The sequence below is a fragment of the Brachybacterium sp. p3-SID957 genome, from assembly GCF_025144775.1.
Classification (GTDB): domain Bacteria; phylum Actinomycetota; class Actinomycetes; order Actinomycetales; family Dermabacteraceae; genus Brachybacterium; species Brachybacterium epidermidis.
In genome coordinates this window covers 1-23,719 of record NZ_JALXKT010000041.1, presented here as the reverse complement: position 1 = coordinate 23,719, position 23,719 = coordinate 1, and the positions used below count along the sequence as shown (strand labels likewise).

The window sequence follows — 23,719 nt, the reverse complement described above, 5'->3', positions numbered from 1 at the left end:
CTCGATGAGACTCACCGATGCGGTGATGGGGGCCGTCGCGACCGTCCGGGAGGACGTCGCGGCGGCCCGCCGTCGTGACCCCGCCGCCACCGACGACTTGGCCCTGATGCTCACCTCCCCGGGTCTGCACGCCATCTGGACCCACCGCGCCGCCCACGCCCTGTGGAAGCGCGGGGCGAAGCTCCCGGCGCTGGTGATCGCCCAGGGTGCACGCTCGGTGACCGGCGTGGAGATCCATCCCGGTGCCACCATCGGCCGGCGCTTCTTCATCGACCACGGCATGGGCGTGGTGATCGGGGAGACCGCCGAGGTGGGCGACGACGTCATGCTCTACCACGGCGTCACCCTGGGTGGCCGCTCCATGGAGCGCACCAAGCGCCACCCCACCGTCGAGGACGGCGTCACCATCGGTGCCGGTGCCCGGGTGATCGGGCCGGTCACGATCGGCTCCCAGGCCCAGGTCGGTGCCAATGCCGTGGTGGTCAAGGACGTGCCCGCCCGCGCCACCGCGATCGGGGTGCCGGCGAAGGTGCGCACCGGCGCGGCCCACCCCACCGAGCAGGTGGATCCGGCGATCTGGATCTAGAACGGGTCCAGGAACGAGGAGCGCCCCACCCCGTTGGCGGCGCGCTCCCACTCGGGCAGCACGTCGTGGGCGTCGGCCGCGATCACATGGTCGAAGGCCGCGCGCACGATCGGCTCCTGCGGCGGGTCGATGTCGATCAGCACCGTGGTCGCACCGTGGGCCCGTGCCAGCGGGGCCAGGTGCGCGGCCGGGAACACCACGCCACTGGTGCCCACCGCCACGAACAGGTCCGCCCGCTGCGCGAGGCGCATCCCCAGGTCCAGGGCCTGGGCGGGCAGCATCTCGTCGAACAGCACCACGTCCGGCCGGGTAGGGCTGCCGCAGTGCGGGCAGTCCTCGGGCACCCCGTGGTCGGTCGCGGTCGAGCCCTCGCCCGGGGTGACGGGCATCCGCCAGTGGCACTCCTCACCCAGGCACACCGCATGCAGGGCGCTGCCGTGGAGCTCCGCCACCACCTCGCTGCCGGCGGCCTGGTGCAGCCCGTCGATGTTCTGAGTGATCACCGGTGAGCCCATGCGAGCGATCGCCCGGTGCCCCGGGGTGGGGCCGTGGTCCACGGCGATCTTCGCCATCTTCCCCCACACCCGCCACAGGTCCGGCAGGGAGCCCGGAAGGCGCTCGGCGTGCATCGCCGCTTCGATCTCCGGGTCCAGGGCCCACAGCCCCTGCGGACCGCGGAAGGTGCCCATCCCCGTGCGGGCGCTCAGCCCCGAGCCGGTGAGGAACACGATCTCGCGGTGCTCCGGGCCGGGCCGGAACACGCCCCTGCCGCGCGTGGTCACCACTCCTCGTGCTCCCGCGAGTCCCAGGCCTGCTTCTCGCCCAGGTCCAGGGAGGCCAGCAGGGCGCGGTCCTCGTCGTCCAGGGTCACGTGGTCCAGGGAAGCGTTGTCGATCTGGCGCTGTGGGTCCGAGGACTTCGGGATCACCACGATGTCCTGGTCGATCGCCCAGCGCAGCGACACCTGGGCGCCCGTCGCACCATGCTTCTCGGCGACCTTGCGCAGCGCGAACTGCTGTGAGAGGCCCTCACGGCCGCCCAGTGGTCCCCAGGCTTCGGTGACGATGCCGTGCTCCCGGTGGAAGGCCACCGCCTCGGGGCGCTGCAGGGCGGGGGAGAGCTGGATCTGGTTCACCTCCGGCCATACACCGGTCGCATCGACCAGTTCCTGGATCTGCTCCGGCCGGAAGTTGGACACGCCGATGTGGGCGGTCAGGCCCTCCTGCTTCATCTCCACCAGGGTGCGCCAGGTCTCCACTGCCAGGCGGCGGGAGGGGTTCGGCCAGTGGATCAGGGTGAGGAACACGGATTCGGCTCCCAGCCGGCGCAGGGACTCCTGCAGTCCGGTGCGGGCCTGCTCGCGGCCCTGATCGCCACCGGCGATCTTGGTGGTCACCAGTGCCTGATCGGGGTCGAGGCCGCTGGCGCGGATGCCCTCGCCCACGGCGGCCTCGTTGCCGTACTGGGCGGCGGTGTCGATCAGGCGGTAGCCGCTGCGCAGGGCCGCCGCGATCGACTCCACTGCATCGGTGCCCTTGAGGGAACTGGTGCCGAAGCCGATCAGGGGGATCCGGGTGCCGTCGACCAGGGCGGTGGTGGGGATGGAAAGAGCGGTCACGGGTGCCTCCTGGGATCGATGTCGGATGCCTCCAGGGTAGTCACTCCCGCCATGGGCGGGCCGGGTCCCTGTTAGCGTGCCGGGGACAGGACGCAGCGCGGCGAGGAGGAGCCATGGCCCACACAGTCAGCACGGGCGATACCGCCGATCCGGGAGCGACGGCCCCGCCACCACGGGCCGCGGGCAGCGGAGTGCGCGATGAGATCTCCCCGCTGCGCCGGGTGATCGTCCACCGACCCGGCCTGGAGATGGAGCGCCTCACCCCCGACACGCGCGAGCGGTTCCTGTTCGACGAGGTGCTGTGGCTGGACCGCGCCCGTTCCCAGCACGAGGAGTTCTCGGCCCTGCTGCGCAGGGAGGGTGCCGAGGTGCTGGAGCTGACCGATCTGCTCACCGAGGTGCTGGACGTGCCCGAGGCGCGTGACGAGCTGCTCGACGGAGCCCTCGACGAATGGGTGCTCGGCTCGATCGCCGCCCAGGACCTGCGCGAAGCGCTCGCCGATCTTCCCTCCACGCAGCTGGTCACCGTGCTGATCGCCGGGATCACGGTCGGCGAGCTGCAGCAGCTGGGGGTGCAGCCGCGGTCCATCGTGCTGCAGCGCCTGGGCGAGCAGGACCTGGTGCTGGACCCCCTTCCCAACCACCTGTTCACCCGCGACTCGTCCATGTGGGTCGGCGACGTGGCGGCGGTGAGCCCGATGCGCCACACGGCGCGCCGTCGCGAGAGCCTGCACCTGGAGACCCTCTATCGCCGCCACCCCCTGTTCACGGGGCCCGACGGGCCCCGCCGGGTCCTCGCGCCGGAGACGGGCAAGGCGGGGGTCGGCACCGTGGAGGGCGGCGACGTGATGGTGCTGTCCGAGAGCACCGTCGCCGTGGGGCTGTCCGAGCGCACCACGGCCGTGGGCGCCGAGCACCTCGCGGCCGGCCTGCTCGACGCGGGCGTGGTGGACCGGGTGATCGCCCTGGCCCTGCCCCAGCGCAGATCGATGATGCACCTGGACACCGTGACCACCGTGGTCGACGAGGAGTCGATGGTGCGCTACGGCCCGCTGGGCCAGGTGGAGAGCTACGTGATCGAGAAGGTGGGCGCTCGCCTGCTCTCTCGCGCCCATCCCGCCGACGAGATGGACCAGGTGCTGGCGCGCGGCATGGGGGTGCCCTCCCTGCGGGTGATCACCGCACCGCTGGACCCCTACTCCGCCGCGCGCGAGCAGTGGGACGACTCCTGCAACCTGCTGGCGCTGGCGCCCGGCAAGGTGGTCGCGTACGAGCGGGCGGCCGCCACCAACGACCATCTGCGCTCCCTCGGCATCGAGGTGCTCGGACTGGACGGGGACGAGCTGGGGCGCGGGCGCGGAGGGCCGCGCTGCATGACCTGCCCCGTGCTGCGGGCCTGAGCTCAGCGGCGGCCGGGCGGCGGGGGATCGGCAGCGGTCTGCACGATCGCGGCGGGCTCCGGCAGCGGCTCGCTCAGCGAGCGCTCCATCAGCAGCTGCTGGGTGCCGAACTCCTCGAGCCCCTTGCGCACGGTGAAGCCGAGCTTGCGCAGCAGTGCCACCGAGCGCTTGTTGCGGGTCTGCGTGACGGCGATCACGGTGCTGTCCTCCAGCGACTCCTGTGCCCACCGCAGCAGCGCCAGGCAGGACTCCGCCGCATACCCCTGCCCGGTGTGCTCCGGCAGCAGCGCGTAGGAGAGCTCCAGCTCGCCCCGGTCGTAGTCCAGGGTGATCGAGCCCATCATCGCGTCATCAGCCGCGGAGGCGATCACCCAGCGGCCCCAGCTGAGCCCCAGGGGAGAGAGCTCCAGCGCCTGGCGGGAGGCGTAGTCCACCGCACCGCCGAGGTACTCCCGGGTCACGGGATCGGTGAGCAGGCGGATCATCGCCTGCCTGTCCGAATCCAGGGGTTCGCGGATGTGGACCCGCTCGCCGCGGATCCTGATCGGCCACTGGTCCGTGCCTTCCCGTGTCACCCCTCCACCGTACAAGCTGAACAGGTCTCCAGCAGTGCCAACCGGCCCGATGGTGGGGGCCCGCGAGGGGCGGTACAGTGAGGCCTGTGACACGGTGAGGTGTCGGGGGACCGGCGGCCCGATCCGCCCGTGAGGACGAAGGAGCACGATGGTCGAGCAGGCCCTGCGGAGCACTGCCCTGGAGGCGGTCCACGAACGGCTGGGAGCCACCTTCACCGACTTCGCCGGCTGGCGGATGCCCGTTCGATACGGCTCCGACCTGGCCGAACACGCCGCGGTGCGCGAGAGCGCGGGCCTGTTCGACCTCAGCCACATGGGTGAGATCCGCATCGAGGGCCCCCAGGCGCCCGAGGCCCTGGACCACGCCTTCGCCGGGAAGATCTCCACCGTCTCCGTGGGCCGTGCCAAGTACACCCTGCTGCTCACCGAGAGCGGCGGCGTCATCGACGACGTGATCGTCTACCGGCGCGCCGAGGACCGCTACCTGGTGGTCGCCAACGCCTCCAACGCCGCCGCGGATCTCTCTGCCCTGCAGGAGCGCTGCGCCGACTTCGACGTCGAGGTGATCGACGCCTCCGCCGAGACCGCGCTGATCGCCGTGCAGGGCCCCGCCAGCGCCGAGATCATCACCGGTGCCCTGACGGTCGAGGGCACCGAGGCGGCCGGCATCACCGAGGCAGGCATCGACGCGCTGGGCTACTACCGCTTCCTGGAGGGCACCTACCGGGGCGCGGAGCTGCTGGTGGCCCGCACCGGCTACACCGGCGAGGACGGCTTCGAGCTGTACGTGCTCGCCGAGCTCGCCCCCTCCCTGTGGGACCACCTGACGGCCGTGGGCGGGCAGAAGCTCACCCCGTGCGGGCTGGCCTGCCGCGACACCCTCCGCCTGGAGGCCGGTATGCCGCTGTACGGCAATGAGCTCGGCACCGAGCTGCACCCCGCGCAGGTCGGCCTGGGCAAGGTGGTGGCGCTGACGTCCAAGGGTGACTTCGTGGGCCGCTCGGCCGTGGAGAGCACCGACACCTCCGAGCTGCCCGTGCTGGTGGGCCTGGCCGCAGAGGGGCGCCGCGCCGCACGCGCCGGGGCCGTCGTGCGCACCACCGAAGGCACCGAGGTGGGCACGGTCTCTTCCGGCGCTCTCTCGCCCACCCTGGGGCACCCCATCGCCATGGCCTTCGTGCGCCCCGATCTCACCGCCGTCGGCACCGAGCTGGTGCTGGACGTGCGCGGCAAGGACCTGCCCGCCCGTGTGGTGGACCTGCCCTTCTACTCCCGCTCCTGACCCCTGCACCTCTGCTCGACCGATCATCACGAACACGCTTGGAAAGGAACCCCGTCATGTCCGACGATCTCCGCTACAGCAAGGATCACGAATGGGTGCGCCTGGACGAGGACGGCCTGGCCGTCGTCGGCGTCACCGACTACGCCGCCGGTCAGCTCGGTGACGTGGTCTACGTCGACCTGCCCGAGGTGGACGACGAGATCAGCGCCGGCACCGTGATGGGCGAGATCGAGTCCACCAAGTCCGTCTCCGACCTGTACTCGCCGATCGACGGCAGCGTGGTGGAGGTGAACCAGGAGGTCGTGGACGCCCCCGAGCTGGTGAACTCCTCGCCCTTCGACGAGGGCTGGCTGATCAAGGTGCGCACCGGGGACCTGCCCGAGGATCTCCTCACCGCCGAGGAGTACGCCCAGCTCACCAAGGGCTGATTCGCCCGTCCGCAGCTCGCCGCCCCCGTCCGCCGCTCGATCCTCCAGGGGTACCCGCTCCATGACAGATCCGTCCGTGCTCGCCCACGACTCCTTCGTCCGCCGCCACGTCGGCACCGATTCCGACGCCCAGCGCCACATGCTCGATGTGCTGGGCTTCGACTCCCTCGACGAGATGCTGACCCGGGCGGTGCCTGGCACCATCCTGCTCGAGCCCGAAACGCGCGGTGTGGTGCCGCCGGGCGTGGGGGAGGCGGCCGCCCTCGAGGAGCTGCGAGCTCTGGCCCGCCGCAACACGGTGCGTCGCTCCCTGCTGGGCTTGGGGTACTACGGCACCCACACCCCGGCGGTGATCCAGCGCAACGTGCTGGAGAACCCCGCCTGGTACACCGCGTACACGCCGTACCAGCCGGAGATCTCGCAGGGCCGCCTGGAGGCGCTGCTGACGTTCCAGACCATGATCTGCGACCTCACCGGCATGGACGTCTCCAACGCCTCCACCCTGGATGAGTCCACCTCGGCCGCGGAGGCGCTGATGCTGGCCCGCCGGGCCGCCCGGCGCAAGCCCCCGGTGTTCCTGGTGGACGCCGACGCCCTGCCCACCACCAAGGAGGTGCTGGCCGGCCGCGCCAAGGGGCTCGGGATCGAGCTGCGCGAGGTCGACTTCGCCAACGCCGGTGCCGAGGGCCTGGCCGAGGGCGAGTTCTTCGGCGCACTGGTGCAGTACCCGGGCGCCTCGGGCCGCGTGTGGAATCCCAGTGAGGTGATCGCCGCGGTCAAGGAGGCCGGCGCCATCTCGGTGGTCTCCGCGGACCTGCTGGCGCTGACCCAGCTGCGCACCCCGGGCGAGATGGGGGCCGATGTCACCGTGGGCACCTCCCAGCGCTTCGGGATCCCGCTGGGCTTCGGCGGGCCCCACGCCGGCTTCGTGGCGGTACGCAAGGGACTGGAGCGGCAGCTGCCGGGCCGCCTGGTGGGCGTCTCGGTGGACGCCGACGGCAACCCTGCCTACCGCCTGTCCCTGCAGACACGTGAGCAGCACATCCGCCGCGAGAAGGCCACCAGCGCCATCACCACCGCCCAGGTGCTGCTGGCCGTGATGGCCGCGATGTACGCCGTCTACCACGGCCCCGAGGGCCTGGCCCGGATCGGTCGCCAGGTCGCCGAGCGCACCGCGGCCCTGGCCGCCCGCCTGCGCGCCGACGGCTACGAGCTGGTCCACGACTCCTTCTTCGACACCGTGCAGGTGCGCGCCACCGGCCGGGCCCGCGACATCGTCGCCGACTTCGCCCGCGCTGGGTTCCTGGTGCGGGAGATCGACGCGGATCGCCTCCAGCTGAGCCTGGACGAGACCGTCACCGAGCAGGACCTGCGGGCCATCGTCGCCGCCTTCGGGCCGCAGGCCGTCGAACCCCTCGAGGGCGGGCAGGGCACGGACACCGATCCGGTGGGCCCGGCGGGCACGGGCGGCTCCGCGGACGCCGCTGAGATCGCCGACGGCATCGACGTCGAGGCCGCCTGGGGTGACCTGGTGCGCACCAGCCCCTTCCTGCAGCACCCCGTGTTCAGCTCCTTCCCCTCCGAGACCGCGATGATGCGCTACCTGCGCCGCCTCGCCGACCGGGACTTCGCCCTGGACCGCGGCATGATCCCGCTGGGCTCGTGCACGATGAAGCTGAACGCCGCCACCGAGATGGCCGCCATCACCTGGCCCGAGTTCAACGCGATCCACCCCCTCGCGCCCCGTGAGGACGTGGAGGGCTACCTGGACCTGATCACCCAGCTGGAGAGCTGGCTGATCGACCTGACCGGGTACGACACCGTCTCCCTGCAGCCCAACGCAGGCTCCCAGGGGGAGTTCGCCGGCCTGCAGGCCATCCGCGCCTACCACGACTCCCGCGGTGACGCGGAGCGGGACGTGTGCCTGGTGCCCAGCTCCGCCCACGGCACCAACGCGGCCTCCGCCGTCAATGCTGGGCTGCGCGTGGTGGTGGTGGACTCCGACTCCCGCGGCAACATCGACCTGGACGACCTGAAGCAGAAGATCAAGGACCACGGCGAGCAGCTGGCCGCGATCATGATCACCTACCCCTCCACGCACGGCGTGTACGAGGAGGAGGTGCGCACCGTGTGCCAGCTGGTGCACGATGCCGGCGGTCAGGTGTACGTCGACGGTGCCAACCTCAACGCCCTGCTGGAGGTGGCCAAGCCCGGCGAGTTCGGCGGGGACGTGTCCCACCTGAACCTGCACAAGACCTTCTGCATCCCCCACGGCGGCGGCGGCCCCGGGGTGGGACCGGTGGCCGCGAAGGCCCACTTGGCGCCCTTCCTGCCCGGCCACCCGGCGATGCAGCAGCACGAGCACCCGCAGGCCGGCAGCAGCAGCGGCGTGGTGCACGGCGGCCCGCCCGTCTCCCAGGCGCCCTACGGATCCCCGTCGATCCTGCCCATCACCTGGACGTACATCCGCCTGATGGGCCAGGAGGGCCTGCGGCACGCCACCGCCTCGGCGGTGCTGGCCGCCAACTACGTCGCCGAGAGGCTGCGGGAGGCCTACGACATCCTCTACACCGGGGACAACGGCTTGGTGGCCCACGAGTGCATCGTGGACCTGCGACCCTTCACCGCCCGCACCGGGGTCACGGTGGACGATGTGGCCAAGCGCCTGATCGACTACGGCTTCCACGCGCCCACCATGTCGTTCCCCGTGGCCGGGACCCTGATGGTCGAGCCCACCGAGTCCGAGGACATCGGGGAGATCGACCGCTTCGTCGACGCGATGCTGATGATCGCCAAGGAGGCCGAGGCGGTCGCGGCAGGGGAGTGGCCCGCCGACGACAACCCGCTGGTGAACGCCCCCCACACCGCGGACTGCATCGCGGTGGAGGACTGGACCCACCCGTACTCGCGGGAGACCGCCGTGTACCCGGGCATCTGGAACGGCGGGGACGACTCCTCGGTGCACTCCAGTGCCCGCATGCGGATCCAGTCCAAGTACTGGCCGCCGGTGCGCCGCATCGACCAGGCCTACGGCGACCGGCACCTGGTGCCCACGTGGTCCACGGAGTGATACTGCTCCGGCGCAGTTCCGGGGCGGCCCGCTCCGGCCGCCTGCCCTGAGCTGGGCCCACCGAATATGAACGGCCATGACGCCCCGGCTTCGCACCGGGGCGTCGTGCCGTCTAGCCTGCACGTATGACACAGATCCTCACCAGCCACGCCGGCTCCCTGCCCCGCAGCCCCGAGCTGATCGCCGCCAACGCCGCCCGCCCCGTGGGCGAGGACGGCCTGACCCCCGAGCCCACCGAGGAGTTCCGCCAGGTGCTGCGCCAGGCGGTGGCCGACGTGGTCGCCAAGCAGCGCCAGATCGGGATCGCCGTCCCCAACGATGGGGAGTACGGGCACCTGATGGGCTCGGCCGTCAACTACGGCTCCTGGTGGTCCTACATCTTCGATCGGGTCAGCGGCCTCGAGCTCACCGGCGCCGACCACTTCTCCAGCGAGCCGGTGCGCTCCGAGCCCGGCAACGTGCGCCTGACCACCTTCCCGGACCGCCGCGACTGGACCATCTTCGCCGAGGCCTACCAGGACCCCACCTCCGGCATCACCGTGGGCACCCAGCCCACCTTCCCGGCGGCCACCGGCCCCATCGCGTACTCCGAGGTGGGCCGCGAGCTGGTGGAGCAGGACGTCGCCAACTTCCGCGCCGCCCTGGACGCCAGCGGCTACGACAGCGGCTTCCTGGCCGCCCTCTCGCCCGGCTCCGGCAGCCGCATCGTCGATGAGCACTACGGCGACGAGGACGCCTTCCTCGACGCCTGGGTGGAGGCGATGCGTCCCGAGTACGAGGCGATCGCCGCCGCCGGCCTCACCGTGCAGATCGACGACCCGTCGATCGCGGAGAACTGGGACCAGATCAACCCCGAGCCCAGCGTCGAGGACTACGTGGACTTCACCCGCAAGCGCGTGGACGCGGTCAACCGCGCCCTGGTGAACGTGCCCACCGAGCAGACTCGATTCCACCTGTGCTGGGGCTCCTGGCACGGTCCCCACACCACCGACATCGAGTTCCGTCACATCGTGGACCTGCTGCTGGAGATCGACGCGCGCTACTACAGCTTCGAGGCCGCCAACGTGCGCCACGAGCACGAATGGACCGTATGGCAGGACGTCACCCTGCCCGAGGACAAGGTGATCGTGCCCGGCATCGTCTCCCACGCCACCAACGTGGTGGAGCACCCCGAGCTGGTGGCACAGCGCATCGAGCGCTTCGCCCGCCTGGTCGGCCCCGAGCGCGTGATCGCCTCCACCGACTGCGGTCTGGGCGGGCGCATCCACCCGCAGATCGCCTGGGCCAAGCTGGAGTCCCTGGTGGCCGGTGCGGAGATCGCCTCCGCCCGGGTGTGAGCCCACAGTCGCAGCAGCCTCCGCTGCACCCCGACGGAGCCGAGGTGGCCGAGAGTTCACCTCGGCTTCGTCGGCATGTCACGACCTGGTGGCGAAGGGGTCGGCCCAAAGGCGGATGATGGGTCCCGTGAGGATCCTTGTGGTAGCCGAGTCCTTCCTTCCGCACATGAACGGGGTCACCAATTCGGTGCTCCGCATCGTCGACCACCACACCGCCAGCGGGGACGACGTCGCGATCATCGCCCCGCACTGGCCCCATGCCGACACCTCCCTGCGCACCGCCTGCGGGCGCCGCGTCCCGGTGCGCCGCATCCCCTCCGTGCCCCTGGCCGGATACCCGGACGTGCGCATCGCCACCACCAGCGCCACGTCCCTGCGTCGCCGGATCGGTGAGTTCGAGCCCGACGTGATCCACCTGGCCTCCCCGACGGTGCTGGGCGGTCGGGCCGTGGTGGCAGCGCAGAAGCTGGGCGTGCCCACCGTGGCCGTGTACCAGACCGACATCCCCGGATACACCGCGCGCTACGGCATGCCGTTCCTGGAGAGCGCCAGCTGGCAGCTGCTGCGGGACGTGCACAACCGCTCCACCCTCACCCTGGCCCCCTCCACCGCCACCCGGGACCAGCTGGTCGAGCACGGCATCGAGCGGGTGCACCTGTGGCGGCGCGGCGTGGACACCTCCCTGTTCTCACCGTCGCTGCGCAGCGAGCGACTGCGCTCGAAGCTGGCCAGGCCCAGGGAGCGGATCGTGCTGTACGTGGGCCGGCTGGCCCCCGAGAAGCAGGTGGAGGACCTCAAGGTGGTCCACGACATGCCCGGCGTGCGCCTGGTGATCGTCGGCGAGGGCCCCGAGCGGGACAGCCTGCGCCGCCACATGCCCCGTGCTCGGTTCGCAGGCTTCCGCTCCGGCACGGACCTTGCGACCTACCTGGCCAGTGCGGACCTGTTCATCCACCCCGGTGAGCTGGAGACGTTCGGGCAGACGATCCAGGAGGCCATGGCCTCCGGGCTGCCGGTCATCGCCCCGCGCAGCGGCGGCCCCGTGGACCTGGTGACCCCCAGCCGCACCGGATGGCTCTACACCCCGGGCATGCTGGACGAGATGCGCGAGGCCGCCACCGACCTGCTGTTTGACGACGCCAAGCGCGCCGCGTTCGGTGCGGCCGCGCTGGAGTCGGTGAGGAAGCGCACCTGGCCGGTGCTGTCCGAGCAGCTGCGCGGCTACTACCAGCAGGCCATCGCCGCGAACAGGGCGCTCGCCGTCAGTCGGTGATCACCTGCTGGGCGAACGCCTCCAGCAGGGCCCGGCCTCCCGCCAGGGTGCCCGGCGACGCAGTGACCGATGCGGCCCTCGAGGGCGCTCGCGGCCAGCTGCGCCCCCAGGCAGATGCCCAGCGTCGGCAGATGCCGGTCCAAGGCCAGTGCCAGCAGGCGGCGGGCCTGCGGCAGCCACGGGTGCTCCGCGTCGTCGCGGGCGCCCATGCCGCCGCCCAGCACCACCAGGCCCTCGAAGGTGCCCAGGCCCATCGGCAGCTGGTCGCCCCGGTAGGGCCGGTGCAGATGCAGGGTGAGACCGGCCTCGGCCAGCACGTCGGCGAGGACCCCGGGCGGGCAGTCCGCCTCGTGCTCGATCACCAGGACATCCGAGGGGCGGGCGTCCATGCGCCTTTCCTACCAGAGCCCCGCCCCTCCCGCGTCACATTCGGCCATACTCCTTCGCTGCGGGCGGTCCGCGATGGTGCACTGCTCATGTCGCACCCGGCGACGCAGCGGCTCCCGGGCCACCCGGAGCACCGGATCCAGCGGAGAGGACCACTCATGGCGCAGCGCACCCCCCGTCGCCCGCTCATCGGCGTGACCGCAGGGACCAGCCGCATGATGACCGGGGCCTGGGCGGGCCACGACGCCGTGGTGATCACCGAGCACTACGTGCGCGCCGTGCGCGCCGCCGGGGCGAGGGCCGTGGTGATCGCCCCGCAGGAGGAGTGGACCGACGAGGAAGTAGCCGAGCTCGATGCGATCGTGCTCTCCGGCGGCACCGACCTCGACCCCGCCCTGCTGGGCGAGGCGCCCCGGGACACCGACATGGCCGCCCAGCCGGAGCGGGACGCCTTCGAGATGGCCCTGTACCGGGCGGCACGACGCACGGGCGTGCCGGTGCTGGGCATCTGCCGGGGACTGCAGATCGCCGTGGTCGCCGAGGGCGGCTCCCTGCACCGTCACCTTCCCGAGGACCTGCCGCAGCACCCCGCCACCGGGGAGCGCCCCACCCGGGTCACCGCTCGGATCGACGCCGACAGCGACCTCGCCCTCGCACTGGGGAGCAGTGCGGAGGTCACCGCCTACCACCACCAGGGAGCACGGGACGTGCACGGGGATCTGCGGGTGGTGGCCCGTCATGCCAGCGGACTGCCGCTCGCGGTGGAGGCGAGCGGCGGCTCCCCGGTGATCGCCGTGCAGTGGCATCCGGAGCTCGATCCCTCCCAGGGGGTGGTGTTCGACGCGCTGGTCGCGGCGGTGCGCCAGCAGGCCGCGGCGACGGTGGAGGCTGTCCCCGCCACCCGGGACGCTGGTCTACCATGGGGGCGGATCCATCGGCCAGGACCATCGGAGGAAGCATGAGCACGGAGCACAGCGCGCAGGGCACGCACGCGGATGCGCGGGGCGTCCAGGGCAGCCACGCGACCAACACCACCTCGCAGGGGAACAGCCCGGTCCTCAGCGTCGCGCTGTTCGTGCTCCTCTTCGGGCTGTTCGTCGCCGGTCTCTACATCATGAGCCTGTTCACGCCGCTCACCTTCGCCGCGGGGATGCTGCTGTGCATCCTCGCGCTGTACCTCACCTTCGACCTGGTGCCGCGCTTCCTCACCTGAGCCCCGGTCAGGGCGCTGCCCCGGCCGTGCCGGGGAACGATCAGCACGCCCGCCCGGCTCATCGATGACACGCCGCCCCGACCGGTCCTGGACCGGCCGGGGCGGCGCTCGTCGTGCTCGGGTGGACGCGTGCGGCCCGGGCGGGCTCAGCCGCGGTCGCGGTCCAGCCGCACCACGGACTCCAGGGCCACCACGATCATGTCCTCGAAGGACTCCTGGCGCTCCATGGCGCTTGTCTCCTCCCCGGTGAGCAGGTGATCCGAGACGGTGCACAGCGCCAGGGCGCGGCGGGAGAACTGCGCGGCCAGGGTGTACAGGGCCGCCGCCTCCATCTCCACCCCCAGCACACCGTAGTCGGCGAGGGTGGAGGTGACCTCCGGATCGGGGTTGTAGAACTGGTCGGCGGAGTAGAGCCCACCGGCGATCACCGGCAGCAGGCGCTCCTCGGCCACCTCGGCAGCCAGGCGCAGCAGGTCGAAGTCCGCAGCGGGGGCGTAGTTCACGTGGCGGAAGCGCGGCACGTTCATCGCGGAGTCCGTGGAGGCGGCCACGCCCAGCACCACGTCCCGCACCTTGACCTTGTCCGAGAGGCCGCCGCAGCTGCCCACCCGGATGACCGCCTCGACGTCGTACTCGGTGAACAGCTCGTGCGCGTAGATCGCGATCGAGGGCTGGCCCATCCCGGAACCCTGGGCGGAGATCCGCACGCCCTGGTAGGTGCCGGTGTAGCCGAGCATCCCGCGCACGTCGTTGTACTGGACCGGATCCTCGAGGAAGGTCTCGGCGATCCAGCGAGCGCGGTACGGGTCGCCCGGCATCAGCACGTAGGGGGCGATCTGGTCAGGGGTGGCACCGATGTGTGTCGACATGGCGTCAGCCTACGGTGGGCCGTGCCCGGACCGAATCTGCGCCGCACCTCAGAGTGCGGAGCATGTTTGCGACGGCCCCGATCCGTGGCGGAGGATCGTGGACTGTGAACGTTCCCTCCTCCGGCGCCCGCACCCCCTCCCGCACGCCGGTTGCTGCCGACGCCCGCCGTGCCCGCTGGGCGGTCTCCCTGATCTTCTTCCTCAACGGGCTCAGCTTCTGCGCCATCCTGCCCCGCTACCCCGAGCTGGTGGACTCGATCGGACTGAGCAACACCGCCTTCGGGCTCGCCGTGGGCCTGGGACCGCTGGGAGGGCTGCTGGCAGGACTGGGCGCCGCGGGGCTGATGAAGCGGTGGGGCTCTGCCCGGGTCGCGGTGACCGCGCAGATCATCGCCTCCACCACGCACCTGCTGGTGTACACCGCCGGGTCCTGGCTGTGGCTGGCCGGAGCGCTGCTGATGGCGTCCGCCGCGGACGCCATCACCGACATCGCGATGAACGCCCACGGCATGCGGGTCGAGCGCCGCTACCGCCGCTCCATCATGAACAGCTACCACGGCTTCTGGTCGCTCGGTGCCGTGACCGGTGGCGTGCTCGGCGCCGCCGGCGCCCAGGTGGGCCTGCCCCTGTGGGTCCAGGGCGTGCTGGGCCTGGTGCTGTTCGGCGCGGCCGCGTTCGCATCACTGCGCTTCATGCTGCCGGGCCCGGACACCACCGAGCGCGAGTCTGCGGCCGGTCCCAGCCCGGCCTCCGCCGCCGACGTCCCCGCCGGTGCCCATGCCTCGTCCGAGGGGGCGCAGGGGCGCCGCGTCGCCGGGGTGAGCATGCGGGGTCTGGGTCTGATCGCGGCGCTCGGAGCGGTGCTGGTGTTCGCGGGCTCCACGGAGGATGCCGGCAACACCTGGGGCGCGCTGTTCATGCACAGCACCTTCGAGGTCACCCCGTTCATGGCGGGAATGGCGTTCGTGGCCCTGCAGGGTGCCCAGACCATCGGCCGCTTCACCGGGGACGCCGTCGTGGACCGCCTGGGGGACCGCCTCACCGCCCGCATCGGCGCCCTGGTCTCGGCAGCCGGCATGAGCCTTGCGCTGCTGCTGCCCACGCCCGCGACCGCACTTGTCGGCTTCGCCGCCGCCGGTTGGGGGATCGCCACACTGTTCCCGGCGGCGTTCCGGGCCGCCGACGACATGCCCGGTGTCCCCCCGGGCGTGGGCATCACCGTGGTGGGCTGGCTGGCGCGCGTGGGCTTCTTCGCCACCCCGCCCATCATCGGTGCCCTGGCCGATGCCTTCACCCTGCGGTACGCGCTGTGGCTGGTTCCCATCTACGCCGTGGGCATCCTGCTGTTCTCCGGCGCACTGTCCGGCAAGCGGGAGCGGGTCGCCTAGAAGCGGTCGGGATCCCCGGCGCCCACGCGCGCCACCTCCACCTCACCGCCGGCGAGGTCGACCACCGTGGTGGGGTCGATGCCCACCTCGCCGGCGTCGATGATCACGTCCAGCTGGTCGCCCAGCAGGTCCTGAACCACCCAGCCCTCGGCCGGGGGATCCTCCTGACCGGGCAGCAGCAGGGTCGAGGAGACGATCGGCTCGCCGAGAGCCTCCAGCAGAGCATGGGTGACGCGGTGATCGGGGATCCGCACGCCCACCGTGTGCTTCTTGGGATGAGCCATCCTGCGGGGCACCTCCTTGGTCGCAGGCAGGATGAACGTGTACGGCCCGGGGGTGGCGTTCTTGACCAGGCGGAACGTGGGATTGGAGACGATCACGAACTGGCTGAGCTGAGCGAAGTCCGCGCACACCAGGGTGAAGTGGTGGTCCTTGCCCACCTGGCGGATGCGCCGGATCCGCTCCAGCGGCTCGTGAGCGTCCAGGGTGCACCCCAGGGCGTAGCAGGAGTCGGTGGGGTATGCGATCAGGCCGCCGTCCTGCAGCACGCTCACGGCCTGGTCGATCAGGCGGGGCTGCGGGTCCACCGGGTGGATGTCGAGGTAACGGGCGGAATGCGAGGATCTGGCCATGCTCGATGCTACGCCGTGCGGGGCCGTCCCGTCTCCGAACGCGGCCATGGGCGGGCAGGGGTGCTCTCCGCCGCTGGTCGGATCGGCGCCGTGGTCTCAGGCGACGACCACGAACTCGCGGCCGATCCACTTGGTGCGCCGCATCCGCAGCACCGCACTGATCGGCAGCGGGCCCATGATGTGCGGGTAGCCGTCGCCCCCGTGGTCATCCGCTTCGATGTCCACGGCAACTCCGGTGGCCTCGACCCGGGCGGTGTCGATCTCCAGGATCACCAGATCACCGCGCTGGTCCGGGTACACGTTCTTGGCCACCATGGACACCTGCTCGGGGAAGCAGGCATGGATGAAGCCGACGTCCTCGAGGCTGCGACCGCGCGTGGAGCGTGTGTACCGGCCCTCTCGCACCGCCGCATCCCAGGCGGCGAGCTCGGTGATGTGCCAGATCAGGGGCGCGGGCATGGACGGCAGTGTAGCGTGATCGGCATGGAGCACAGCAGCGGTGGACCCTCCGCGGACGGCCAGGGTGTGCGCCTGGTCCACGAGGCGGAGAGGGAACGGTACGAAGCCCTGGACGGCGACGAGGTCGTGGCCGTCCTCTACTACGCGGACGAGCCCGCCCCGGGTGATGACGGGGCGCAGGCGCCGGCGATCGTGCGGGACCTGCGCTCCACGGTGGTGGCCCCGGAGCGCAACGGCGAGGGCCTCGGCTCGGCCCTGGTGCGCCACGTCCTCGACGAGGCCCGCACCCACGGCCTCGCAGTGCGCCCCACCTGCTGGTTCGTCGACGGATGGATCCAGCGCCATCCCCAGTACGGGGACCTGCTCGAACCCGGCGCGCAGGCAGCGCAGCCGTCGCAGGCCGACGGGGGACCGGAGCGATGACCTACCGGATCCTCACCGTGTGCACCGGGAACATCTGCCGCTCACCGATGGCCGAGTACGCCCTGGTCGAGGCCTTCGAGCAGGCCGGGCTGGCCGATCAGGTCGAGGTGGCATCACTGGCCACCTCCGGCTGGGAGGTCGGCAATCCGATCGATCCCCGGGCGGCGGCTCTGCTGGAGCGCCACGGCATCACGACCACCTCCCATCGCGCCCGGCAGATGGACCCGGAGCTGCTGCGGGAGGCCGACCTCATCCTCACCCTCGATCACGACCACGTCGAGCCGGTGCGACGGGCCGGAGCGGACATCGCCGCCAAGCAGCGCATGATGCGGGAGTTCGACCCGCAGGTGGGGGAGGACACCGGCATCCGTGACCCCTGGTACGGCGACGAGCAGGACTTCGAGACGGCCTGGGAGCAGATCACCGCTGCCACCGAGGGGATCGTGGCGCACGTGCGCGCCCAGCTCGAGAACGAGCCGGGTGAGCCCGGCAGCGCGCCCGGCGAGGGTTGGGCGGGCGCGGCCAGCGAGGGTCGGGCGGGTGCGGCGAGCGAGGGTCGCACCGGCGGGGTGGCCGCGAACCGGACCGGTGAGGCGCGATGACGGTGCGCAGCGCGCTCGGGACGGCCGCCGCGCTGAGGCAGGGGCAGGTCGACGCGGTCGAGCTCACCGAGCAGACCCTGGAGGCGGCCCGCGGGGTGGGCGCACAGGTCGGTGCCTTCGCCCACCTGCTCGAGGACCGCTCCCTCGCCCAGGCCGAGGCTGCCGCGCGCACCCTCGATGACGCCCGCCGCAGCGGCACGCTCGAGCAGCTCGGGCGCGCCTACCCGCTGCTGGGAGTGCCCCTGCCCGTCAAGGACCTCACCCAGATCGCCGGTCAGCCCTTCGGGGCCGGCTCCGTGCTGCTGGAGGGGAACATCGCCGAGGTGACCGACGGAGTGGCGCAGCTGCTGCTGGACGCCGGGACCGTCACCATCGGCAAGACCTCCGTCCCCGAGTTCGGCTTCCCCTGCTACACCGAGCCCGCCACCGGAGCACCTGCCCGCACCCCCTGGGACCTGCGCCGCACCGCGGGCGGGTCCAGTGGAGGGGCAGCCGCCGCCGTGGCCACGGGCGTGGTTCCCCTGGCCCACGGCACCGACGGCGGAGGCTCGGTGCGGATCCCCGCCGCGTGCTGCGGGATCGTGGGCATCAAGCCCTCGCGAGGGCTGGTCTCCGCAGGCCCGCACGGCACCGAGGGCATGGGCCTGGTGACCGATGGGATGCTGGCCCGCTCCGTGCGCGATGCCGCTGCCGGGCTCGACCTGATCGCGGTGGCACGCCCCGGGGACTTCCTCACCTCCCCCCGCCCCCAGAAGGGTTTCCTCTCCTCCTGCGACCGCGCCCCCTCTGCACTGCGCATCGGGGTGCTCACCGAGCCCCTCGCCGCCCGCACCGAGATCCACCCGGCCGCGCTGCGAGGACTGGAGCGCGCGGTCGAGCTGCTGCGGGGCATGGGGCACCAGGTTCAGGAGGTCCCGGCCCCCTTCACCCCGGAGCAGTGGCGCGCCTTCATGCCGCTGTGGACCGTGGGCGCTGCCGCCCTCGACCTCCCCGAGGACGCCGAGCCGCTCCTGATGGAACTCACCCGCTGGCTGCGGGCCGAGGGGCGCACCTACGACGGCGTCGACCTGACACGCGCCATGGCAGGGGTGCAGACGATCGCCCGCCGCACCGGGGAGGCCTTCAGCGAGCTCGACGTGGTGCTCACGCCCTCCCTGGCCGCGCCCCCCGCCCTGCCCGAGACGATCCAGCTCGCCGACGGCGGCGAGGACTTCGATGCCCAGTGCCGATTCACCCCGTGGACCAGCACCTGGAACATGACCGGGTGCGCCGCGATCAGCGTGCCGATCCATCGCGAGGCCGTCGACGGAATCGAACTGCCCTTCGGGGTGCACATCGGTGCCACCCGGGCCGGGGACGACGCCCTGCTGCTGGGCCTGGCCGCCCAGCTCGAGCAGGCCGATCCGTGGCCGCTGGTGCGCGCACCGCACGAGTCATGAGCACCCCGGGACCGACCTTGCCGGGCCAGGCTGAGGGGCCCGCCACGGTGCGACTGGACGTGTGGCTGTGGAGCGCACGGCTGTTCCCCACCCGCGCCGCTGCCACGGCCGCCTGCCGTGGAGGCCACGTGCGCCGCAACGGCGATCCCGTCAAGGCGGCCCAGAAGGTGTCGGTGGGCGACGAGCTTCGTGTGCGCTCGCCGGGGCGCGAGCGCATCGTGGTGGTCACCCGCATCCTCACCAAGAGGGTGGGGGCCCCGATCGCCCGGGAGTCCTACGAGGACCACAGCCCTGAGCCGGCCCCGCAGCTGCTGGCCGCACCGCCCCGTCGCGACCGCGGCACCGGGCGCCCCACGAAGAGGGAGCGCCGGCAGCTGGACAGGCTGCGCGGCCGGGAGAGCTGAGTCCCCCGGCCGCTCCGAGCACCGTGTGCGGATGCGTGAGGTGCGCAGGACCGCCAGGAGCGCCCTGGGGTCGCGCGCACGCGCACGCCGAGGTCAGCGGGCGGCCGCCAGCAGCGCCTCGCGGTTGGAGCGCAGCTTGGACAGCAGGCCCGCTTCGAGCTCGACCACCTTGGGGTTGGCGCCATCGGCCAGCAGGCGCTGGCGCGCCGAGGCCAGGTCCGCGCTGTCCCGGATGAACTTCTTCATCAGCGGCTTGGCGTTCATCTGGGCGGCCCAGTTCTTGCCCTCGCGGCGCCCCTTCCAGGTGCCGAGCATGTCCACCTCCTCGTGGGTGAGCCAGCCCTGGTTGGCGTAGTCGCCCAGACGCACCCGGGTCAGGCGCGCCTCGTCCCAGATCAGCACCACGATGAATATCAGCCACAGCAGGGATATGAACGCCTTGACCGCGAACATCATGATCATCACGGGAAGGCCTTCGAAACTTGCGAAAAGGTTCCACACCGCGTGCAGGAACATCCCCGGCCAGGTGGCCACCAAGAACGACAGCAGGCCGATGATGGTGCCCCACTTGCGCACCACGTACCCCATGATCACGCCGGTGAGGCTGGTGTAGATGGCATGGCCGAAGATGTTCAGCACCCCGCGCATCACGAACAGGATCACCACGCCGAAGGCACCGGCGCCCTCGAGGACGCGGGTGTAGTAGATGATGTTCTCGGTGAAGGCGAAGCCGCCGCCGATGAGCGCCCCGTAGATCATGCCGTCCAGCGGACCGTTGAAGTAGCGCCGCGCCAGCAGCATCAGGACGATCAGCCCCAGGCCCTTGGTGGTCTCCTCCACCAGGGGGGCGCTGATGACAGGGCCGGCCCAGGTCGCGAAGCCCTCGCCCCCCACGGCGTAGAAGATCAGGCCGTTGATGGAGTTGAGCAAGAAGCTGCTGCCGGCCGCGACGGCGGCGCCCCACAGTACCGCGATCAGCAGCAGGGGGATCGGCTGCGGGTCCCACCTGTCCGCCAGCAGGATCACGCCGAAGATCACCAGCAGGGAGATCCCCGCCAGGAACGCGGTCACCGGCCACCAGATGGGGCTCGAGCTCGCATTCATCACGAAGCTCAGGAAGAAGGCCCCCAGCACGACGATCGTTAGCAGCCCCATCCCGATCAGCGCCAGCCAGGTCGCGATCGACACCACCGGGACCTCCTTGGCGTGCTGGGAGACCTCCTGCACGCGGCGGGTCTGCGTGGCCCAGGCGGACTGCGGCTGGGCCTGGTCCGGACGCTGGATCTGTGCCGGGGCGTAGCGGGCGGCGGTGAGGCCGTGGGTGGGACGCACCGAGGTGTCGTACGCCTTGGGATTGCCGTAGTCGCGGTAGTGCGGCTGGGACTGGAAGGACGGCGCACCCGAGGGCGGGGAGGCGGCTCCGGGGCGGGGCCTGCCGTTGGGCATGTACTGGCCCTGGGAGGAGGGGGGCGGCTGGGACATGGGTGCCTCTGTTTTCGGCTGCGGCGGGTGGATCGACTGTGATGCTACAGGGGAGTGACGGCGCACACGTCCCCCTCTGAGGCACTGTGGATGCCGTGCCGGTCCGCTCCGGGGAACGGCCGCGTGGGCGGCCGTGGTCATCCGATCGGCGCGGAACCGGAGTTGAGCGGAATAGACTCAACTTCGGTGTCGTTGCACCGGATCGAGAGCAGACAGATCGAGAACCCACCAGCACCGAGCGCACCGGAAAGGAGCACCGTGGATTTCAGGTTCACCACCCGCTCGCAGGATGCCGTCACCGCGGCAGCGGAGAGGGCGGCCGAACTGGGCAACCCCCAGATCAGCGCGATGCACCTGCTGTGGGTGCTCGCCGAGCAGCGTGACACCATCGCCTACGCGGCCCTGGAGGAGGCAGGGGCCTCACCCCAGGAGATCGCGCAGCGTGCCGCCGAGGCCGTCAAGGCCCTGCCCCGCGTCAGCGGAAGCGGGGCCACCAGCCCCACGTTCGTCGGCAGCGGTTTCGACGCCCTCGAGGCCGCCCGTAAGGAAGCGGACTTCCAGCAAAAGACCTACCTGTCCACCGAGCACCTGCTGATCGGCATCGCACTCGGCAAGGACGACGCAGCCCGCCTGCTCACCTCCCGGGGTGCCAGGCCGGGCTCCCTGCGCGATGCCGTGGTACGACTGCACGGAGGAGAAGAGAACATGAGCCAGATGGACAGCCAGAACCCGGAGAACAGCTTCAAGAGCCTGGAGAAGTTCGGTGTGGACCTCACCGAGATGGCCCGCGAGGGCCGCCTGGACCCGGTGATCGGTCGCGACGCCGAGATCCGGCGCGTCGTGCAGGTGCTCTCGCGTCGCACCAAGAACAACCCCGTCCTGATCGGCGAGCCCGGCGTGGGCAAGACCGCCGTGGTGGAGGGCCTGGCCCAGCGCATCGTCGCGGGTGACGTCCCCGACTCCCTACGCGGCAAGAAGCTGATCTCCCTGGACCTGTCCTCCATGGTGGCCGGCTCCAAGTACCGCGGCGAGTTCGAGGAGCGGATGAAGGCGGTGCTGGACGAGATCCGCACCAGCAACGGCCAGATCATCACCTTCATCGACGAGCTGCACACCGTGGTGGGCGCAGGCGGCACCGGTGACGGTGCGATGGACGCCGGCAACATGCTCAAGCCGATGCTGGCCCGCGGTGAGCTGCGGATGGTGGGTGCCACGACGCTGGACGAGTACCGCGAGAACATCGAGAAGGACCCGGCCCTGGAGCGCCGCTTCCAGCAGGTGCTGGTGGGCGAGCCCAGTGTGGAGGACACCATCACCATCCTGCGCGGGCTCAAGGACAAGTACGAGGCGCACCACAAGGTCTCCATCACCGACTCCGCCCTGGTGGCCGCCGCGTCCCTCTCGGACCGCTACATCTCCGGCCGACAGCTGCCGGACAAGGCAATCGACCTGGTGGACGAGGCCGCCTCCCGCCTGCGCATGGAGCTGGACTCCTCCCCGGAGGAGCTGGACATCCTGCGCCGTCAGGTGGACCGGCTGAAGATGGAGGAGATGGCGCTGGACGGCAGCGAGGACCCCGGCAGCATCGCGCAGCTGGAGTCGGTGCGCTCGCAGCTGGCCGATCGCAATGAGCGGATGGCCGCGCTCTCGGCCCGCTGGGAGCGGGAGAAGGCCGGGCTGAACCTGGTGGGCGATCTCAAGGCCCAGCTGGAGCAGCTGCGGATGCAGGCCGACCGCGCCCAGCGCGAGGGCGACCTCACCGCAGCCTCGAAGATCCTGTACGGCGACATCCCCGCGCTGAAGGAGCGGCTGGCCGAGGCGGAGGAGGCCGAGGCCAGCGGCGACGGCGAGGGGGAACGGCCCCTGGTGGCCGACCATGTCAGCGCCGATGACATCGCCGAGGTGGTGGGTGCCTGGACCGGCATCCCCGCCGGGCGCCTGCTGCAGTCCGAGACCCAGAAGCTGCTGGAGATGGAGGACATCATCGGCAAGCGCCTGATCGGCCAGAAGCGCGCGGTCACCGAGGTGTCCGACGCCGTCCGGCGCGCCCGCGCCGGGATCTCAGATCCCAACCGCCCCACCGGCTCGTTCCTGTTCCTGGGCCCGACGGGTGTGGGAAAGACGGAGCTGGCCAAGGCGCTGGCAGAGTTCCTGTTCGACGACGAGCGCGCCATGGTGCGCATCGACATGTCCGAGTACGGCGAGAAGCACACCGTCTCGCGCCTGGTGGGTGCGCCTCCCGGGTACGTCGGGTACGACGAGGGCGGCCAGCTCACCGAGGCCGTGCGGCGCCGCCCCTACTCCGTGGTGCTGCTGGACGAGATCGAGAAGGCCCACCCCGATGTGTTCGACGTGCTGCTGCAGGTGCTCGACGACGGCCGTCTCACCGACGGCCAGGGCCGCACCGTCGACTTCCGCTCCACCATCCTCATCCTCACCTCCAACCTCGGGGCCCACGTGCTGCAGGACCCTCTGCTCAGCCCCGAGGAGAAGACGGACAAGGTGATGGCCGTGGTGCGGGCCTCCTTCAAGCCCGAGTTCCTCAACCGGCTGGACGACGTGGTGATGTTCGATGCGCTGCGCCGTGAGGAGCTCTCCCGCATCGTGACGCTGCAGATCGCGGACGTCGCCGCCCGCCTGGTCGATCGCCGGATCGTCCTGGACGTGGACCAAGGCGCCACCGAGTGGCTGGCCGAGAAGGGCTTCGACCCGATGTATGGTGCCCGGCCGCTGAAGAGGCTGGTCCAGAAGGAGATCGGTGACGCCCTCGCGCGGCTGATCCTGCGCGGCGAGGTCCGCGACGGTGAGCATGTGGTCGTGAGCGCCCGTGAGGACGGCACCGGCCTGGATCT

General features: G+C 71.4%; 23 protein-coding genes. 15 read left to right on the top strand and 8 right to left on the bottom strand.

What is annotated here, in order from left to right; all coding sequences use genetic code 11:
* The first annotated feature begins 4 nt into the window (after positions 1 to 4).
* On the top strand, positions 5 to 586 hold the full coding sequence (gene epsC, locus M3B01_RS09855) for a serine O-acetyltransferase EpsC (protein WP_396123355.1): 582 nt from the start codon (positions 5 to 7) through the stop codon (positions 584 to 586).
* Here the strand turns inward: epsC and M3B01_RS09850 are convergent.
* A complete protein-coding gene (locus tag M3B01_RS09850) occupies positions 583 to 1,368 on the bottom strand; it encodes a Sir2 family NAD-dependent protein deacetylase (protein ID WP_259791728.1) in 786 nt (261 codons plus the stop codon). The genes epsC and M3B01_RS09850 overlap by 4 nt on opposite strands.
* A complete protein-coding gene (locus tag M3B01_RS09845) occupies positions 1,365 to 2,204 on the bottom strand; it encodes an aldo/keto reductase (RefSeq protein ID WP_259791726.1) in 840 nt (279 codons plus the stop codon). Before M3B01_RS09845 ends, M3B01_RS09850 begins: the two co-directional genes overlap by 4 nt.
* 113 nt (positions 2,205 to 2,317) lie before the next feature.
* Between M3B01_RS09845 and M3B01_RS09840 the strand changes: the two genes are divergently transcribed.
* On the top strand, positions 2,318 to 3,604 hold the full coding sequence (locus M3B01_RS09840; RefSeq protein WP_259791724.1) for an arginine deiminase: 1,287 nt from the start codon (positions 2,318 to 2,320) through the stop codon (positions 3,602 to 3,604).
* Between the two features lie 2 nt (positions 3,605 to 3,606).
* Here M3B01_RS09840 and M3B01_RS09835 read toward each other — a convergent pair whose 3' ends face one another.
* Positions 3,607 to 4,179, bottom strand: coding sequence for a GNAT family N-acetyltransferase (locus M3B01_RS09835; protein WP_259791722.1), 573 nt, complete (start codon positions 4,177 to 4,179; stop codon positions 3,607 to 3,609).
* A 148-nt stretch (positions 4,180 to 4,327) separates the two neighbouring features.
* Between M3B01_RS09835 and gcvT the strand changes: the two genes are divergently transcribed.
* The 5 genes from gcvT to M3B01_RS09810 all read left to right on the top strand — a co-directional run bounded on the left by gcvT (position 4,328) and on the right by M3B01_RS09810 (position 11,569).
* Complete coding sequence (gene gcvT / locus M3B01_RS09830) at positions 4,328 to 5,461, top strand: glycine cleavage system aminomethyltransferase GcvT (protein WP_259791720.1); 1,134 nt, start codon at positions 4,328 to 4,330, stop codon at positions 5,459 to 5,461.
* A gap of 56 nt (positions 5,462 to 5,517) precedes the next feature.
* Positions 5,518 to 5,889, top strand: coding sequence for a glycine cleavage system protein GcvH (gene gcvH / locus M3B01_RS09825; RefSeq protein ID WP_259791718.1), 372 nt, complete (start codon positions 5,518 to 5,520; stop codon positions 5,887 to 5,889).
* Positions 5,890 to 5,950: 61 nt separating this feature from the next.
* A complete protein-coding gene (gene gcvP / locus M3B01_RS09820; protein ID WP_259791716.1) occupies positions 5,951 to 8,959 on the top strand; it encodes an aminomethyl-transferring glycine dehydrogenase in 3,009 nt (1,002 codons plus the stop codon).
* A gap of 125 nt (positions 8,960 to 9,084) precedes the next feature.
* Positions 9,085 to 10,296 carry a cobalamin-independent methionine synthase II family protein gene (locus M3B01_RS09815; protein ID WP_259791714.1) on the top strand — a complete coding sequence of 404 codons (1,212 nt, stop codon included), beginning with the start codon at positions 9,085 to 9,087 and terminating at the stop codon, positions 10,294 to 10,296.
* A 127-nt stretch (positions 10,297 to 10,423) separates the two neighbouring features.
* Complete coding sequence (locus M3B01_RS09810) at positions 10,424 to 11,569, top strand: glycosyltransferase family 1 protein (RefSeq protein ID WP_259791713.1); 1,146 nt, start codon at positions 10,424 to 10,426, stop codon at positions 11,567 to 11,569.
* Here the strand turns inward: M3B01_RS09810 and M3B01_RS09805 are convergent.
* Positions 11,521 to 11,958: a glutamine amidotransferase-related protein gene (locus M3B01_RS09805; RefSeq protein ID WP_259791711.1), complete on the bottom strand. Its 438-nt coding sequence runs from the start codon at positions 11,956 to 11,958 to the stop codon at positions 11,521 to 11,523. The two genes, M3B01_RS09810 and M3B01_RS09805, sit on opposite strands and share 49 nt — an antisense overlap.
* A 156-nt stretch (positions 11,959 to 12,114) precedes the next feature.
* On the opposite strand from M3B01_RS09805, the gene M3B01_RS09800 reads away from it, so the two are divergent.
* Both M3B01_RS09800 and M3B01_RS09795 read left to right on the top strand, forming a co-directional pair.
* Positions 12,115 to 12,918: a gamma-glutamyl-gamma-aminobutyrate hydrolase family protein gene (locus M3B01_RS09800; protein WP_259791709.1), complete on the top strand. Its 804-nt coding sequence runs from the start codon at positions 12,115 to 12,117 to the stop codon at positions 12,916 to 12,918.
* Positions 12,915 to 13,169 (top strand): hypothetical protein, encoded by a 255-nt coding sequence (locus M3B01_RS09795; protein WP_259791707.1) that lies wholly within the window; start codon positions 12,915 to 12,917, stop codon positions 13,167 to 13,169. Before M3B01_RS09800 ends, M3B01_RS09795 begins: the two co-directional genes overlap by 4 nt.
* Before the next feature lie 146 nt (positions 13,170 to 13,315).
* Here M3B01_RS09795 and deoD read toward each other — a convergent pair whose 3' ends face one another.
* Positions 13,316 to 14,038: a purine-nucleoside phosphorylase gene (gene deoD / locus M3B01_RS09790; RefSeq protein WP_193865778.1), complete on the bottom strand. Its 723-nt coding sequence runs from the start codon at positions 14,036 to 14,038 to the stop codon at positions 13,316 to 13,318.
* A gap of 104 nt (positions 14,039 to 14,142) precedes the next feature.
* Between deoD and M3B01_RS09785 the strand changes: the two genes are divergently transcribed.
* Complete coding sequence (locus M3B01_RS09785; protein ID WP_259791705.1) at positions 14,143 to 15,426, top strand: MFS transporter; 1,284 nt, start codon at positions 14,143 to 14,145, stop codon at positions 15,424 to 15,426.
* On the opposite strand, the gene M3B01_RS09780 is transcribed toward M3B01_RS09785, so the two are convergent.
* The gene (locus M3B01_RS09780) at positions 15,423 to 16,058 is read right to left on the bottom strand and encodes an L-threonylcarbamoyladenylate synthase (RefSeq protein ID WP_259791703.1); all 636 of its coding nucleotides are present in this window, start codon (positions 16,056 to 16,058) and stop codon (positions 15,423 to 15,425) included. The genes M3B01_RS09785 and M3B01_RS09780 overlap by 4 nt on opposite strands.
* 96 nt (positions 16,059 to 16,154) lie before the next feature.
* On the bottom strand, positions 16,155 to 16,517 hold the full coding sequence (locus tag M3B01_RS09775) for a DUF952 domain-containing protein (RefSeq protein ID WP_259791700.1): 363 nt from the start codon (positions 16,515 to 16,517) through the stop codon (positions 16,155 to 16,157).
* A gap of 24 nt (positions 16,518 to 16,541) precedes the next feature.
* Here M3B01_RS09775 and M3B01_RS09770 point away from each other — a divergent pair, with 24 nt between their 5' ends.
* Genes M3B01_RS09770 through M3B01_RS09755 form a run of 4 tightly spaced genes read left to right on the top strand, consistent with a single transcriptional unit; the run spans position 16,542 to position 19,385 of the window.
* Positions 16,542 to 16,940, top strand: coding sequence for a GNAT family N-acetyltransferase (locus M3B01_RS09770; protein ID WP_259791697.1), 399 nt, complete (start codon positions 16,542 to 16,544; stop codon positions 16,938 to 16,940).
* Positions 16,937 to 17,542 carry a low molecular weight protein-tyrosine-phosphatase gene (locus M3B01_RS09765; RefSeq protein ID WP_311203218.1) on the top strand — a complete coding sequence of 202 codons (606 nt, stop codon included), beginning with the start codon at positions 16,937 to 16,939 and terminating at the stop codon, positions 17,540 to 17,542. Before M3B01_RS09770 ends, M3B01_RS09765 begins: the two co-directional genes overlap by 4 nt.
* Positions 17,539 to 18,981: an amidase gene (locus M3B01_RS09760; protein ID WP_259791694.1), complete on the top strand. Its 1,443-nt coding sequence runs from the start codon at positions 17,539 to 17,541 to the stop codon at positions 18,979 to 18,981. Before M3B01_RS09765 ends, M3B01_RS09760 begins: the two co-directional genes overlap by 4 nt.
* A complete protein-coding gene (locus M3B01_RS09755; protein ID WP_259791692.1) occupies positions 18,978 to 19,385 on the top strand; it encodes an RNA-binding S4 domain-containing protein in 408 nt (135 codons plus the stop codon). The genes M3B01_RS09760 and M3B01_RS09755 overlap by 4 nt, the downstream gene beginning before the upstream one ends.
* A gap of 93 nt (positions 19,386 to 19,478) precedes the next feature.
* Here the strand turns inward: M3B01_RS09755 and M3B01_RS09750 are convergent, their stop codons facing one another.
* Entirely contained in the window at positions 19,479 to 20,867 is a 1,389-nt protein-coding gene (locus M3B01_RS09750) for a PrsW family intramembrane metalloprotease (RefSeq protein ID WP_259791690.1), read from the bottom strand.
* A 258-nt stretch (positions 20,868 to 21,125) separates the two neighbouring features.
* Between M3B01_RS09750 and M3B01_RS09745 the strand changes: the two genes are divergently transcribed.
* Positions 21,126 to 23,719: ATP-dependent Clp protease ATP-binding subunit (locus M3B01_RS09745; RefSeq protein ID WP_259791688.1), on the top strand; the 2,594-nt coding region annotated here is incomplete at its 3' end.

What these genes read in the sequence shown, in the direction of transcription:
- epsC (WP_396123355.1), top strand. Translation starts at nt 5, where the DNA reads ATGAGACTCACCGATGCGGTGATGGGGGCCGTCGCGACCGTCCGGGAG.
- M3B01_RS09840 (WP_259791724.1), top strand. Translation starts at nt 2,318, where the DNA reads ATGGCCCACACAGTCAGCACGGGCGATACCGCCGATCCGGGAGCGACG.
- gcvT (WP_259791720.1), top strand. Translation starts at nt 4,328, where the DNA reads ATGGTCGAGCAGGCCCTGCGGAGCACTGCCCTGGAGGCGGTCCACGAA.
- gcvH (WP_259791718.1), top strand. Translation starts at nt 5,518, where the DNA reads ATGTCCGACGATCTCCGCTACAGCAAGGATCACGAATGGGTGCGCCTG.
- gcvP (WP_259791716.1), top strand. Translation starts at nt 5,951, where the DNA reads ATGACAGATCCGTCCGTGCTCGCCCACGACTCCTTCGTCCGCCGCCAC.
- M3B01_RS09815 (WP_259791714.1), top strand. Translation starts at nt 9,085, where the DNA reads ATGACACAGATCCTCACCAGCCACGCCGGCTCCCTGCCCCGCAGCCCC.
- M3B01_RS09805 (WP_259791711.1), bottom strand. Translation starts at nt 11,958, where the DNA reads ATGGACGCCCGCCCCTCGGATGTCCTGGTGATCGAGCACGAGGCGGAC.
- M3B01_RS09800 (WP_259791709.1), top strand. Translation starts at nt 12,115, where the DNA reads ATGGCGCAGCGCACCCCCCGTCGCCCGCTCATCGGCGTGACCGCAGGG.
- M3B01_RS09795 (WP_259791707.1), top strand. Translation starts at nt 12,915, where the DNA reads ATGAGCACGGAGCACAGCGCGCAGGGCACGCACGCGGATGCGCGGGGC.
- deoD (WP_193865778.1), bottom strand. Translation starts at nt 14,038, where the DNA reads ATGTCGACACACATCGGTGCCACCCCTGACCAGATCGCCCCCTACGTG.
- M3B01_RS09780 (WP_259791703.1), bottom strand. Translation starts at nt 16,058, where the DNA reads ATGGCCAGATCCTCGCATTCCGCCCGTTACCTCGACATCCACCCGGTG.
- M3B01_RS09775 (WP_259791700.1), bottom strand. Translation starts at nt 16,517, where the DNA reads ATGCCCGCGCCCCTGATCTGGCACATCACCGAGCTCGCCGCCTGGGAT.
- M3B01_RS09770 (WP_259791697.1), top strand. Translation starts at nt 16,542, where the DNA reads ATGGAGCACAGCAGCGGTGGACCCTCCGCGGACGGCCAGGGTGTGCGC.
- M3B01_RS09765 (WP_311203218.1), top strand. Translation starts at nt 16,937, where the DNA reads ATGACCTACCGGATCCTCACCGTGTGCACCGGGAACATCTGCCGCTCA.
- M3B01_RS09760 (WP_259791694.1), top strand. Translation starts at nt 17,539, where the DNA reads ATGACGGTGCGCAGCGCGCTCGGGACGGCCGCCGCGCTGAGGCAGGGG.
- M3B01_RS09755 (WP_259791692.1), top strand. Translation starts at nt 18,978, where the DNA reads ATGAGCACCCCGGGACCGACCTTGCCGGGCCAGGCTGAGGGGCCCGCC.
- M3B01_RS09750 (WP_259791690.1), bottom strand. Translation starts at nt 20,867, where the DNA reads ATGTCCCAGCCGCCCCCCTCCTCCCAGGGCCAGTACATGCCCAACGGC.